Genomic DNA, 13,832 nt, shown 5'->3' on the forward strand with positions numbered 1-13,832 from the left:
TAACTGTAGCATGTGCCCCAGCATAGGAACGGGTTTCGCTGGGGTCTTCGCTATGAGCTCGTTCCTCGCAAGCATTCGCAACCGTCACCTGACAAGCCCCAGTCATCGCGTGACCCATGAAAGAAGGCGCCGTATGAACAGCACATGGCTCATAAATTGCGTACTTGATGCCAGATAGATCAAGTCTGACGCTCCGTATCAATCTGTCATTCATCGTGTTTACGCGCTGCATTCTTTGTTTGATCCCGACACTTTTGGTGTTGCTCTCAGGAACGCAGCTTCCTGCCCAAGTCGCAGGCAATGCCGATGGATCGGTTTGTGACGAAGGTTTCGAAAACAAGAACGGATCGTGCCAAAGAATAGACTTACCAGAAAACGCATATTTAACTGGTAGCTCCTATGGCAGCGGCTGGGAATGCAATCACGGTTTTCAGAATGTCGGAGAACTCTGTGAGGAAATAAGAGTTCCTGAAAATGCCTTTCTTGTATCAACCGGAGATCAGTGGAAATGCAATCGGCTGTTCCGGCGTGTTGGAGAAGAATGCGAAGAACTGATTGCACCTCAAAATGGGTACGTCGAAACGCGGTTTGGTGCGCAAGAAGTACACTGCAACTGGGGATTTCGTAAGGAAAGCCAGGAGTGTGTTGCAATAGTTGTCCCAAAAAACGGTCGTCTGAGCGACAAAAGAAGCTCGGATGGTTGGGTATGCCTCAGAGGTTACAGGGCAGCGGAGAGCGGCTGTGAGCCAGTGGCTGTTCCACAGCATGCATATCTTGCGCCTGAAACTTATTCCGGATGGAAATGCGAGCGTGGTTTTCGCGCAAACCGGGACAGGTGCGTTGCGATCCTTGTCCCTTCAAACGCTCATTTGAATCGAAGAGGTGATGGTTGGGAATGCAATCGGCCGTTCACGAGACAGAACGACAAGTGCACCGAAAATGTGCCGCGACAATAAGTCGGTGGAAACCAAAGCCGCCTGACAAATCCGGAAGGACTAAGCCGTGAACCATAACTCGATTGACGAAAACCTGGGTAAAAGTCTCAAAGCCGAAAAGGCGCGTCGCCGGTCCTATGGGATTAAGATATCTATTGCGTCAGCAGTGTGCGTTGCAGCGATAATTGTAGTGGTGTTTCTCTGATGCGTAAAAATGCCCCTCAGGTAACCCTTCCCGGTTCAAAGATGTCAGCTCATGGTCTGGAACAAAGAGCGTTTCAGGACCGCAGTGTTCGTAAGTCGCGGAACGCTGACGTATCAGGAGTGATTGAAGTAGAATTTGGAAAGTACTTGATTAAGGCTGGCGTTCTGAGCGGTAATAGTGTTGCACGGGCATTTCCCATGCCACCAGCTAAAACGCAGGCAATGATTGCCGATGCAGTTGGCGAAACGCCGGCATTAGCCATTGAAGCCTTAAAAGAAGTTCTCGAAGAACGAGACAGGAAGCGTAGCGGTCAACGCCGTTTGGAGGGAAACTCCGGCACCCTCGTTCCCAGTGAAAGAGAATATGCCGAGGCATTGCGCCAGATCAGGCTCACCCCTGCGCAAGTCACAATGCTCAAAGCACTTACAATCGCTGGTAAGGAAGGTCTGACCATTGGTCACTTATCTCAGGCGGCCGGTTACAAATCGCGCGAAGCCGCCATCAAGGTATTCAAGAAAATCGGACTATTGATTGCGGAATATCTGGAGCTCGAACTTCCTGAAGCCGGATCGGCACACAATGATGGATCCGCGCAGGTCCTGGCATTTTCTCACATCGAAAGTGAAGATGAGCCAGCAACCTGGATCATGCATCAGGAACTTCGCGACGCTGTTCGTTCGGTTCTATGACATACGTTCCAGCCCCAGCTTTTGTAGCGAACTTCGAACCGGAACAAATGCACGAGAGGTTGCTCACTTAGCTTATGTTGGAGAAAAGACCATATCCGCTCGACCTGATCTATGTACCTGTGAAACGGGCGAAAACGCTTGATCAACAAAAAGTTCTGACGCTGGCCGAAGATATCCTGAAGAACGGCCAGAAGACCCCGATCCAGATACGCTCGGACAACAAGAGGTTCGTGCTGATTGAAGGCCTTCACCGATTAGAGGCCATTCGCGCCTTGGGCGGCGATACGGTCGATGCCTATTTGGTCCGCGCCAGATTACACTAAACTCTTGTTGGGATTGGCGTTCGACAAAGCCTGAGAAAACGTCAGCAGGCGCTGACATTCTTCATCCCAAAGATGCAATCGTGCGCAATGAAGGCTCTCATATAGAGTAATACGCTGGCAATTTTCCAACTCGGAATGGTCACGCAATACCTCGTTTAGCCGATAAAACGGTATGCGGCTGGCAAGGTGGTGAACATGGTGCACACCGATATTGGCAGAGAACCACCGCAGGATGCCTGGCAGGGCATAGTGAGAACTTCCATAGAATGCGGCGTTCTGAAGATTCCACACTTCTTCCCGCTCCCAAGTCGTGTGTTCAAACTGGTGTTGAATATAGAATAGCCAAATACCAATCGACGCGGCGACGATCATGGTTGGAAGGAATACAAAAACCAGTACATCCAGGCCTCCGGTCCAAAAAATCAGAGCCAGGACCACCGCAATCGCGGCGTTTGTTCCCATTGCACTTGCCCAATACAGCCAGCCTGACCGCATGAAACCAAAGGGCAAGCGATTTTGAAAAACGAACGTGTAGACCGGTACGATACAGAACAGGATGAAGGGGTTCCGGATTAACCTGTAAGCGGCACGCCCGAACCAATTCCGTTTCAGGTATTCCTCAATGGTCAATGTAGGAATGTCACCCATACCACGCCGATCAAGGTTACCGGTTGAGGCATGGTGAATCGCATGGCTTTGCCGCCAGACGTCATAGGGTGTCAGGGCGAGAACACCCAGAACCCGGCCAGTCCAATTGCAAACATTGCGGCTTCTAAAGAAAGATCCGTGACCACAATCATGCATGATGATGAAGATACGCACCAGAAATGCGGCGTTCAGGATGGCCAGTAGAACAGTGACCCAGATACTAAGGGATAGCGCAAACCACGCTGCGCCCCATAGCGCGAAAAAGGGGATGACAGTGATTGTCAGTTCAAAAACGCTACGCTTCGTATCGGGCACACGGTATTGCGCGAGCGCCCGGGTCAATTCCTGCTGTTGCAACTGACTTGTTCTCCAAGGGCTTTTAGCAGCCCGTTGTGCAAACGAGCACCCCATAAGGGTGCCCGTAAAAGGTCAGGCCAGTGCCAGATTGGCGGCGCTGTCGCGTCCGTCACGGCCAGCTTCGACGTCAAAAGTGACCTTCTGGCCGTCTTTCAATTCGCTGATGCCGGAACGTTCAAGTGCCGAGATATGCACGAACACATCGCGCTTACCATCTTCAGGCTCGATAAAGCCAAAACCTTTGGTCGAGTTGAACCATTTTACTGTGCCATTTGCCATGGTGGAAGTCTCCTAATACTTGCCGCCCGCATCATTGCGGCGACTCGGCGTGGTCGGTCTGAATCGAAAGACTGAACGCCGAATTGGGGAGACAGCAGGTCGAAAAAGAAAAACGTAAGCCTCGTGTATATGGACTTCGACTACGCACGATACAAGCCTTGATGCTTTGGCGGACAACAGAGAATTTGAGCCTGTCTGGCTTAGAACTAGGCAAGTCGAGGTGAAACCGTTGCTCTTCGATCCAAACTTGAAGGTGGCTTGGGTCAGCGGCACAGAAGACTAACGATCATTTTTGGGATATTAACCTGCTGCATACGAGACAGCGATAAGCGTCCGTTTTGGTGCCTTAGCGAGACTTTGCAAAGTCCGCTTTCTGCGCATAGCTGACCTTAGTTTCCGGTGAAACATTTTGTACCTTGGGCTCAAGGTAACCACTGAAAGTGTACTCACGACTGGCCGTTTTTCTCGTGCGGCGGTGGTTGGCCGACGAGAGCCCAAACGCTCTATAATTGCGACTTATGTTAAATCTCGATATCCCGGCTTTCTGCCACAAAACCGGTGCGCGTTTTCGACAGTTTCAGGAAAACGAATGTTTCTTTCGGTGATGTCTTGAAGGACGATGCCCGCAGTATCAATATTAGACTAAGCGTCCTAAATCCAAGTCTTGTTCATTGTTTTCACTCCCTGATTGGCTGCGTTCCAAGCCAAAGCAGCTCACCGAAGCAAATCAAAAGCCCGAAGACGAGCTTGGTGCCGAACCGGTTGCGAAGGTCGGCACCAATATCGACCGGCCGGTCATCAATCTTTATCGACCCCATATCACCTCCGGGGATTGTCTGATTGTCACCGGGTATCAGGATTTCTTGTCTTCGCTGTCGATTTTGATGAAAGAATTGCCCGAACTGCGGGTTCTGGAAAACGACAGCGATATCCGGATACGGATATCGTTCGGGATCGACACAGCGAATACCAAAAGGCTGACCAACCCCAAACCAGTCACCGAAGAAATGAAACTCTACTGGCTGGAGCGCTCCGGGCTTCAAGTGGAAGAGGACCACGATCTTATCGCGGTGCTAGCAAAACACGCCATCAAAACCGGGAAAATAGATTTGCGTGTCTTCGATCCGGAACTCGCAAAACGCAAGTTGGGGATATCTGGGGATCGGCGGCTACACTCAAAAATCGTCAGCTCGCCAAAAGGTGCCGTCGCCGGATCCGCAAACTTTTCCTACTCAGGGCTCTACAGAAACATCGAGTATGCCGATGACCTGGACGCGGGCACTCATGAACTTCAGGTCGAACGCACAAAAGCTGCTGAGCAGGCTTGGGATGTATCTGTCGATTGGAATACCGAAGCGCTGGAGATACTAGAAAAGCTTATCAAACCGGTGACCGCCGAAGACGCGATGGCGCGTACGATCTCGGAGCAAAAGGGGTTTGAACCCTGGCTCACCGGTGATCGAAAAGAGATCACGGGTCATATCCTGTTTGGGTATCAACAGGACCTGACCTATGAGGCGTGTTCCATCGTCTATGACCATGGTATCGCTTTCGTAGAAGCGCCAACCGGCTCGGGCAAAACCGAGATCGGATGTCACTTGGGAGAAGCTTTGACGAAGACCTACTCAAAGGTCGTGCCCAGCTCTCCGGTGCATGGTGTCGCGCGCAATAATGCGGTGGTGATTGCACCCCCTAAGGTCATCCCAAGTTGGGAAAAATACTCAACTCCATCTCTGGACGCGAAGCCGAATACCAAGTTGGCAAAACAGAACCTGCGAGGCGCTGGGGATGACAAGGAACCCGGGCTCAGGCTCGAACAATATGGCATTCTGATCATTGATGAGAGCCATACTGTTACACCGGGCTTTGAGCAGGCATCTCAAATGGCATCCGCTATTGAGCTTGCCCCGCCGAGCTGGAATGTTTGCCTGTCCGCAACCCTACTTGGGAACCGCGATGTCGATTGGTTGACCCATATGCAGGAGAAACGCGCGTCCATTTTCATGACGCCGACTTTCATTCAGGCCATGGGCGAGTTGTTCGAGCGCGAAACCCAAGTTCCTAAGGATATCTTCAACCAGGATGCGCAACTGGCCGTCCTATCAGAGCCTGACACGACGCTCACGCGAGAGGCTCGCAACGCACTCGCTCAGTTGGTTTCGCCGTTTTTAACACGCAGACAACGGAAATGCATTGGCGAGGACGAAGATCCGACCAAGCACAGTTATCCAAGACTAGAAAACCACGGGCGCCCGAAGAAACTTAAGGTGACAAAGCCTCAGCAAACGCGCCTGGATGAGATTGTTGCTCTCTGCAAAGAACTTGCGCCTGGCGGTAGGGTGACCGCAGTCGAGAAAAGCCGCTTCGGACACGTCAGCACGCAACAAAGCACGCAGGATCAGCTCCACATCCGCAACCTTTTGAACATTCTGCGCGTGAGTGCCGCCCAAGCCCATTGGGAGATGTCTCAAGGAGCTATTGGCAAATCGCTTCGCGACTTCGAGCGTGGTGGAAAATCGAAGAAAAAGGTATCCCACCGCGACCAGTCCGACATGTTCGCAGCACTGGGAATAGAAGCGCCTCAACCCACAAAGAAATGCGACGCTCTAAACCAAAAACTGGGTCTCAGTGTTCTCAAGGAGCTTGATGAGAAGCGGTATGAGGCGTGCCTGAGAATACAAAATGAAAAAGACAGGGTCGTCTTTCTCGCAGAACGGACGGACACACTCGAGATTTTTGCAGAAGCGCTTTCGCGCAGAGGCCACCACACCAACTATGTCGTGGGAAACCAAACCAAGGGTGAAGATCGCGCCGTGAAGGCGATCTTTGGAGATGGCCCCGACAGTTTCAAGCGTATCAAACAGGGCAAATTCGTGGAGTCTTACTTCCGACCTGGAGGAAAGAACGAACCAAAAGGATCCGCATCGGTTTTTCTGACTTACAAGATGGCTGAAGGCATCAACCTTCAGTCGTCAGACACGCTGGTGTTGCTTGGTCTGACCTCGAACCTGAAAGAGCTCATCCAAGGTCTGGGTAGGATCGACAGGATCGATAGTGAGTTCGGGCTCGTCAATTACCACCTTGTTGATGTGCCAGTAGGTCAGTTTGCATCTGACGAAAAAATCGCCCAGCGCATAGAGAACTATAAGACATTGGCTGGGGAAGCGTTAATCGATGCTGTCCTGGAAGAAAGTACGGAAGACGCAGAAGTGATCCTTGCAAGTGTTGTTGAGTATCTGCGATCCCCAAGGCAGCTTCGCGACAACAACTTTCACGACGTTCTGGAACGCACCAAGCAAACAATCCCCGAAGACCGCTACAAACTCATCGACAAAGCCAAAATCCAGGGAACCTGGGGCGCGGAGTTGGCGCTCCTATCGGCCCGTGAGAAATTCACGGCGCTACATCTCAAAGGACTTAGCAAGAGCAATAGCTTCTTTCCGCCTCGCCTGCTGCTTCTTAAGGATACCGCGCCAGGCCTGATATTGGAACGCGACCAGCTGGCCTGCGTCCAATCTCTGGAGACTGCATACGAACGGACCAGAAGCCTTGGCATGGAGCACGTCCACATGTCACTGGAAGGTCTCTCTGAAGCGCTAGAGACGATTTCAGAGCAGATCGGCAAGCTGACCGAGTGGGACTTGCGCCCCGCTCGCGTTGAGAGCCTCATGAAAGCTTGCGCCGAGTTCATGGGACGCAAAGGTGGTGTAGAACTCAGTGATCAAGAGTGGTTTGGCCATCTGTCACTGCCTGCCGTGGAAATGGTGTGCGAGGCGTGGAGCCGTGAGCTTGATCCCTTCTGGGAACAAGCGAAACACGAAGTGCGTGACAGCTTCGCCTATGAGGAGCTTCCCAAGGGGTACATCGCGCTTCAGGTTATCTTGGAAAAACTCGAAAGCGATCATCAGGCGTCCGCTGAGATCCATGAAAAGATGGTCCGGGTCATCGAAGAAGCTGAGCAGGTATCACGCGACCACGAACCCGCAATTGGACAACGCATTTCAGTGGTGTTCTTTTCGGATGGTGCAGGCGAGCACTAGGCGGCCTCAGGCAGCAGCGAAGCCAGGTCACTTAGTTTTACTAGGTGCCCTCGCGTCGTCTTACCTTCAATTTGCGCGCCATGTGTCTCAATCCCTTTGCTCTCAAAATCGGACAGTAGCTTTCGGGATGTTGTACCTCTTGACCTCGCCAGTGTCGCGACGGGCATGTACTCGCTTTGAAAGATCGCAAGCTGCTGTGGTCTGACCAAGAAAGACTCGCTTGGGCCGTGCGGAACTTTGCGAGATCCGAGCAGGCCCAGCTTGCACCAATGTGTCACCGCCTGAGCCTTCCAACCCGTTAACTTCGCGACATCATTTGCAGTCCAGTCCAACGAGTGCCGCTCAGATCGCAGAACCTTTTCGACGTCCGATTTCTGGAACCTGAAATCACCCAGTAGGACATCCTGATCTTCCAATTCAGCAGCGATAGAACCTTCACAAATGAGACGAATGAGCTTCTTCAGCGCCGTCTTGTCAGTTGTTCGATTAAGCGTAAGCTCTTTGAACAAAACTGCCTCTCCCGTCAATTCAGTGGCCGATGCTCTAATCTTAAAGACAAGTTCCTCTACAGAATTCGAGTGGAACCGGCCATCCACGAGCGGTGGCCGATCTGAAACTGGGACTTCGCCGACCACACCAAGTTCTTTGAGAAATTGGAATTGTGTACGTCCAACTCCCAGGTAGTCACATGTTTCTGCCGCGCTCCAGAAGCGCCGACGATCTGCTGCAATGTTGAGAACTTCGAATTTGGGAACGACTGTTTGATTATGTCCAAATCCGCGTTGACTGATCTTGCCAGCGATCTCTTTTTTCTGGACTGCCGCAACGAGACGCTGTGCAGAAATTCCGAGTTGTCGTGCCGCTTCCGTTGCGGGCAACCACTCTCTCGATGAAGTAGACGCCAAACGACCCGGATGGAAGCCACTGAATTCTCTCTCGATCACACGTGCCACTGCGTCCTTAAACACATCGTATTCAGGTTCTCGAAACCGCATTAGGCGCTGATACCAGTTGCCAAGCCGCTCAGGAGCGGAAGTTGCATCGGGATCACCTTCATGCAGCAGCTTTTTCACATAATTTTCGAAACCATGCGGCCAGTTTGCCAAAAGGGATTCGACCGGCGCCATTAGTCGAACCGCGTCTTCAACGGTCTTTGGAATTTTCGTTTTTCCGAACTTACCCGTACGGCCAGCTTGAAACCCAGAAGCTAAGAAATGAACGAACTTACCGACGTTGCTCGGGGGTCTGGTTCCGGTTTCGGCATGTGGGATCAATGGACCGGTGCCTGAGATTGCGGATGCAATATCGCATTCGTGTTCTGAAGCTTGATAGCGCGGCAGTTTATCAAGGGGAAATCCACAACTGCACAATCGATAGCCACCCACATGTGGTGTCGATCTCTCCGAGCAATTTGGACAAACATCAACCAGCCTCAATCGATGTTCATGACATGCAGTTACCAGGGAGTGCCGCCAGTGCGCTTGATATGGTTTCTTTTCCGCGAGGCATTGGGGGCAAACTGGGTCAGAGTGAAGACGTTCGTATTGCCAGTCTCGACTAGGATCTTTCGGTGGCGAGCTAGGTGCGAGACGTTCAAGTGTCCCGGGTGGGACCCCCAACTCCTGTTCAATGGCTACGATATCATCGACCAGTCGACGCCCGTATTTATTACCAAGTTCTGCAAAGAAATCCGACGTGAAGTAGTGTGCTTTTGCACGCCCTAAGCGCCTAAAATAGCCCAACAGGCTTTCTGAATTTTCTGGTCGCAGAAAGTCAGAGCGTCTCGATGTCATGCGGCCTCTAGCGCCTCCAGGTCAATGAGTGACTCTGGTGTTACATCCAAGCCTGCGTCCTGCATGACATGGATGTAGGATCGAACAAGGTCGATTTTCTGCGGTGCTTCCTTCCCAAAAAAGTAACCAGCGTTTAGGCTCTTTTGCGTCAACTGAATTGCGCTGTCCGAGATAATCTTGGATGTCAGCGTCTTCGACTTCATCTTGAGCGCGGCCACTTGGAGGATGCGCACAAGCATTCCGACACGACCTCCAGTTACGCCGTACAATCTGACCACCAGTTCTTCGAAATCAAAGTCAAACTGGCCACCGGCGGCTTGCATGTTGCAAAGAGCCTCAGAGAACGCTGCGGCAAAGCTTGTAGCATCGGCGCCATTCGACCAAGCATACGGAAACAGCTCGATAGTCGACAGCGTTCTGTCCCTCAATTGCTCGTTTTCATCAATGAGCCCCTGAAACTTAGGCAAACCGGCGAGGATCAACGTGACCCCTGTTTGATCGATTAGCCATTTGAAATGGTCGGTTGCGCCACGTTTTGACAGATGAGCACCTCGTTCGGCGCAATGGCTACATTCATCCAACGCGATTGTGCGAATACCTTTTTCACGCACAGCGAAGCACAGACGGGCCTGTAAATCGTGCGCGCTTTGGGTTGGTCCGGCTTTGACCCCAACGGCTTCCAACATCGCTGTAAGCAGTGTCTTACTGTTTGGTTTGGTCGGAATACTTCCGATGACAAAATCACTTGCTCCGCTCAAACCAGAATACTCAAGCAGGTCGCTACTGAGATCTGGTCGCTTGCCGAGTTCAACTTGAACGTCATTCAAGAGTTGCGTCTTTCCGCAGCGTGTAGGTCCGGACAAGAAAACTGCGGCGCCGTTTAACTTGCGAGAGATGGAGACGGCTTCAACCAATTTGTCTTTGGCAACCACATAGCTCGGATGTTCAATTGTGCGGTTCAGAACTTCAAACACTCGCTCTGTCATTGCGGACACCCTCCTTTAGAGACAAAACTTGGCAGTTTGCTGGGCAGATCAAACTCAGGTTTTTCCGCCCTGTAAGCGGGCTCTGAATGCCCGTGCTTATCCATGACTTTCTTGGATTGGGCGAAGATTTCCTGTCTTCGCTCCTCTTTGGCGGCCTTCTCCCGAGACTTTGCGGTCTTTGTCCTTGCCTTTGGTTCTTCTTCGTAAAGGTGCAGAGCCATCGCAGCGATCAGCGCCTTTTCTTGAAGCTCTTCGTCTTCCGGGGTGAAGGTTTGCTTTCGCAGTCTCGCCAACTCATCGAAGGATAGAGCCGGGCACTCTTCATACTTTGCGGGTACGAAGAAATGCTCATTATTCAGGCGATCCAAAACCGCAATTTCTCGAATGTCATTCGGGTCAACGCGGATATCGACCGTCGTGGGTACACCTACCATTTTCAAGTAGTTGGCGAGTTCAGCGCTATGGTATGTCACTCCTCCGTAGGAGATACCGTACCGTTGCGCAGTTCTCGTCGCGGCCTGAACCATAAACATTTCTCTGAGTTGGTGGGGATCTGGGGGCATTGGTACAAAGCACTCTCGGAGAGTCCTCTTCCAAGATTGCATCGGAGATTCCAGTCTTCGGAGCACGTGTTGTACGCGTCGCCTGGGCATGCGTAAGTACACATCGTAGCGCCATTTTTGCAGTCGCGTTTCAATCTCTTGCAGAGTTAGGCGGGCCTCTTTTTGTGCCTTGTCCGTCCGATCTCTCGGGCCGATGAGGGACGTTTGCGAAGCACCAGGGAATTGAGTGACAAACCGGCTCAGCTCCAAGAAGAAACGTTCGATGAACGGTTTTTTATCCGGTCGACCTGGGATCATCTTGCGCCATTCCAGGCTCGAACAATCGATGATCGTATGGAAGACGTCACCGCTGTTTTCGGTGCCCTGGTCTGTAATCAACAGCTGAGGCGTCCCAAATGTCTGAAAATCGTTCTCGATACCGTGCATCATGAAAAATGCTGGTGTTTTGGGCTCCAAGATTTCCTTTACGGTTCGAGAAACCAATGCAGTGTCGGGACGGCTCCAGCTGAGTTGCATCCCAAGAATAACACCGGTTGCGCAGTCGATTGCTACGCAAATGTGGGGGCGGCCAATTGGGGTTCCATCATCATCGACGCACCAAACATCGAGCGTGGTGCAATCCAATTCTACCCTTTCGAGCGGGGTGGATACTCTTTGGTACTCCAGCGCCATTAGATAGCGCCTGTTTGCCTCTTCGTCCCCCAGTCGCCGTTTTAAAAGTCCGGCATGTGGCAGGCTGTAAACAATTGCTTCTACACACTTTCTTCCGCAGGGACCGGGCACCTTGCCTTCGGATTCGCATTGCCTTCGGTACAGCCGCTTGGCTTGCCGGGCAATCCAAGTGATAGTTTTTAGGTCGTTGTTAAGAAAATGGTCTTCCAAAAGATCCAAAACGACCTCCCGGAACTCCGCGTTATACCTCGGAGTACGATTGCCGGAATTACTTGTCTTGGATCGTAGACCTGCTTTTCCTGAAAGTAGGTACTGCGTGCGCCAATTCTGAATGGTCCTTACAGTCGGAAAAGGTTTCTTCCGATGTACATGAAGCGGATGCGCGGCGAACTCATCTGCCAATTTGTCTCTAATCTTAGACCACGAGTATCCTTGCCTTTGTAGTTCAGTTACTCTGACAAGGATCAGTTCTCGAAAGCACGTTTCGTTGTTTTCCTCTGGTGTACCCAGTCTTTTGGAAGTCGTACCATGAAGATGCGGGCTGCTTACCACACCGAGAGAATAAAGCGTCCTGAATTCTTCATTGGTAATTTCTTTGTATGTCCCTTGTTCATCCTGAAGCAAAACGTGGTCTCGTTGATGATCAAACTCCTTGACCACGAAAGCTTCCGTTCCGATGAGAACATTCCATCCGACATAGTTGGGGCCTTGCTGCGTCACAGTGGAAAGATCTCCAGATGAGACTTTTGGCCGTAGGCTAACCGTCCAACAGATTTGGGTCGGAGCATGCCTGCTCTAAGATCAACTGAGATGTGGCCCAATACGATTGAACTTAGTACATCGATCTGGCTACAACCCAGTTCTTGCAGGAGAAATTCCAACCGGAACGTTTGTGCTTCAATTAAAGACAGTTTGCGAAGGAACTCGTCAGTCGGAGCCCTCCGAATGTAGGGATGCAGAGATCGGATATTGTGCACCAAATCTCTGGCAAGAAATTGATCGGTGAGGATCAGAAGCTCTAAACCGAGGCTTCTAAAGATGTTTGGCAATAGCAACGTGCTCTCATTGTGCTTCAACAATCTAGAGTGTCGCACTTCCACGAAGAGCTTCCGGCCATCAAAACAGATGACTTCAAAATCAGGGGTGTAAGGTTTTGGTTTGTATCCCGTTCCCTTGAACTTGGTGATGAGCTCCGCTTTTGTTGGATAAACACGACCTGATTTCAGATCGAAAGTGCAGGGTTGCGGCCGGATAGCCTTAACCTTCGGATGCAGGTCACAACCAAAGGCAAAACTTGCCTCCAACCCACTTTCAGTCTGGATCACGCCTTTTGCTTTTCTTGTGGACAAGAAATGCGACTTCTTTTTTTGCCCTCTTCGCCAAGCTTGGCGCGCAGGGATTTCTGCTCTACTGTCGATTTTCATAGGGTATTCCCTACAATATCAGCGTCGTCTTTTGCAAATAATTGTTGACGATGTACAATAATGGTGAACTAACCGATGCGAAAAAGCAACGGCCTCGAAGACGTGGCAAAAAAAGATAATTGGATAGATTTTGGTGAGGCCCTAGCAGAAGCGGTCGAAAACCCAATAAAATATGACCTTCGCACATCTTCGGAAGTTCTGAATTTGGTGGCGGAACTAAGAGGGAAGCGTGCTCATACCCTGAGAAACCCGCTCGAAGCATACAAGTGGTTAAAAAAGAGATTTCCCGACGTAGAAAAAGATAGACCCGCTTGGTTGGGTATGACCCTGGTCATGTTTTTGATGAAAATAGAAGAACTGGATCCGACGACTGCTGAAAGACTAGCACCCCAGGTCTTCGGCGGACAAATGCGACAAGTCGAGCTAAAGGCCGAGTTCGACCGACTCCGACAGGAGCGAGCAGAAAAGCACTCGGATACAAATCTTTCAAAACTATCCTCTCCTCAACGCGCGCAAATTTTTGATCAAACTGTTTTCTCTTTTCTCAGGGTATATGGCCCCAAGATGTTCGGATCCGATAACGCGGTGCTCAAAGACGGAAGGAGCCTAGGTTCATTGTATCCTGACTACGTCATCGAAGTTGATGGGAAGCCCAAAGTAGCGGTCGAAATAAACGCGCACAGGACGAGAGTAGAAAGACAGTTCGCAATAAACACACTTGGCTATCTTTGGCTCCTTAGGAGACTTGTACCAGAGGCGCTCTTAATCGTACCTCAAGACTCTGGTTATGACCTAAAACATCTGGCAAAGCTTCGAGATGAAATTGGTCTTGATGGAATTCGTTTTGCGACACTACCGGAAGCTGGAGCCAAGCATTTTGAAGACTTGGTGGTTCAGGAGTAGAAGTCTAAAGTCATA

General features: G+C 51.0%; 11 protein-coding genes and 1 pseudogene. 5 read left to right on the top strand and 7 right to left on the bottom strand.

All coding sequences use genetic code 11. From position 1 onward, the window contains the following. The first annotated feature begins 1,139 nt into the window (after positions 1-1,139). Positions 1,140-1,829, top strand: coding sequence for a hypothetical protein (locus ACR0NB_RS14900; RefSeq protein ID WP_480776090.1), 690 nt, complete (start codon positions 1,140-1,142; stop codon positions 1,827-1,829). Positions 1,830-1,903: 74 nt separating this feature from the next. Next, on the top strand, positions 1,904-2,152 hold the full coding sequence (locus tag ACR0NB_RS14905; RefSeq protein WP_170759970.1) for a ParB N-terminal domain-containing protein: 249 nt from the start codon (positions 1,904-1,906) through the stop codon (positions 2,150-2,152). Here the strand turns inward: ACR0NB_RS14905 and ACR0NB_RS14910 are convergent. Continuing rightward, positions 2,144-3,157 carry a fatty acid desaturase gene (locus ACR0NB_RS14910; RefSeq protein WP_260026608.1) on the bottom strand — a complete coding sequence of 338 codons (1,014 nt, stop codon included), beginning with the start codon at positions 3,155-3,157 and terminating at the stop codon, positions 2,144-2,146. The two genes, ACR0NB_RS14905 and ACR0NB_RS14910, sit on opposite strands and share 9 nt — an antisense overlap. Before the next feature lie 72 nt (positions 3,158-3,229). Beyond that, positions 3,230-3,436 carry a cold-shock protein gene (locus ACR0NB_RS14915; RefSeq protein WP_170430361.1) on the bottom strand — a complete coding sequence of 69 codons (207 nt, stop codon included), beginning with the start codon at positions 3,434-3,436 and terminating at the stop codon, positions 3,230-3,232. A 671-nt stretch (positions 3,437-4,107) separates the two neighbouring features. On the opposite strand from ACR0NB_RS14915, the gene ACR0NB_RS14920 reads away from it, so the two are divergent. Next, positions 4,108-7,476 (top strand): DEAD/DEAH box helicase family protein, encoded by a 3,369-nt coding sequence (locus ACR0NB_RS14920; protein WP_480776091.1) that lies wholly within the window; start codon positions 4,108-4,110, stop codon positions 7,474-7,476. On the opposite strand, the gene ACR0NB_RS14925 is transcribed toward ACR0NB_RS14920, so the two are convergent. Next, positions 7,473-8,603 carry a hypothetical protein gene (locus ACR0NB_RS14925; protein WP_480776170.1) on the bottom strand — a complete coding sequence of 377 codons (1,131 nt, stop codon included), beginning with the start codon at positions 8,601-8,603 and terminating at the stop codon, positions 7,473-7,475. The genes ACR0NB_RS14920 and ACR0NB_RS14925 overlap by 4 nt on opposite strands. Positions 8,604-8,773: 170 nt before the next feature. Here ACR0NB_RS14925 and ACR0NB_RS14930 point away from each other — a divergent pair, with 170 nt between their 5' ends. Continuing rightward, positions 8,774-9,037, top strand: coding sequence for a hypothetical protein (locus ACR0NB_RS14930; RefSeq protein ID WP_480776171.1), 264 nt, complete (start codon positions 8,774-8,776; stop codon positions 9,035-9,037). Here the strand turns inward: ACR0NB_RS14930 and ACR0NB_RS14935 are convergent. The 4 genes and pseudogenes from ACR0NB_RS14935 to ACR0NB_RS14950 form a co-directional block, all read right to left on the bottom strand. Next, positions 8,964-9,269: pseudogene (locus ACR0NB_RS14935) on the bottom strand (TniQ family protein); the annotation flags it as partial. The gene ACR0NB_RS14930 and the pseudogene ACR0NB_RS14935 sit on opposite strands and share 74 nt — an antisense overlap. Beyond that, complete coding sequence (locus ACR0NB_RS14940) at positions 9,266-10,255, bottom strand: TniB family NTP-binding protein (RefSeq protein WP_480776092.1); 990 nt, start codon at positions 10,253-10,255, stop codon at positions 9,266-9,268. The gene ACR0NB_RS14940 and the pseudogene ACR0NB_RS14935, both read right to left, overlap by 4 nt. Further along, entirely contained in the window at positions 10,252-12,210 is a 1,959-nt protein-coding gene (locus ACR0NB_RS14945) for a Mu transposase C-terminal domain-containing protein (protein WP_480776093.1), read from the bottom strand. Before ACR0NB_RS14945 ends, ACR0NB_RS14940 begins: the two co-directional genes overlap by 4 nt. Next, entirely contained in the window at positions 12,207-12,914 is a 708-nt protein-coding gene (locus tag ACR0NB_RS14950; protein ID WP_480776094.1) for a hypothetical protein, read from the bottom strand. The genes ACR0NB_RS14945 and ACR0NB_RS14950 overlap by 4 nt, the downstream gene beginning before the upstream one ends. A gap of 75 nt (positions 12,915-12,989) precedes the next feature. Between ACR0NB_RS14950 and ACR0NB_RS14955 the strand changes: the two genes are divergently transcribed. Further along, the gene (locus tag ACR0NB_RS14955) at positions 12,990-13,817 is read left to right on the top strand and encodes a hypothetical protein (RefSeq protein ID WP_480776095.1); all 828 of its coding nucleotides are present in this window, start codon (positions 12,990-12,992) and stop codon (positions 13,815-13,817) included. Positions 13,818-13,832 lie beyond the last annotated feature (15 nt).

It is taken from the genome of Ruegeria sp. CG3 (assembly GCF_056537205.1).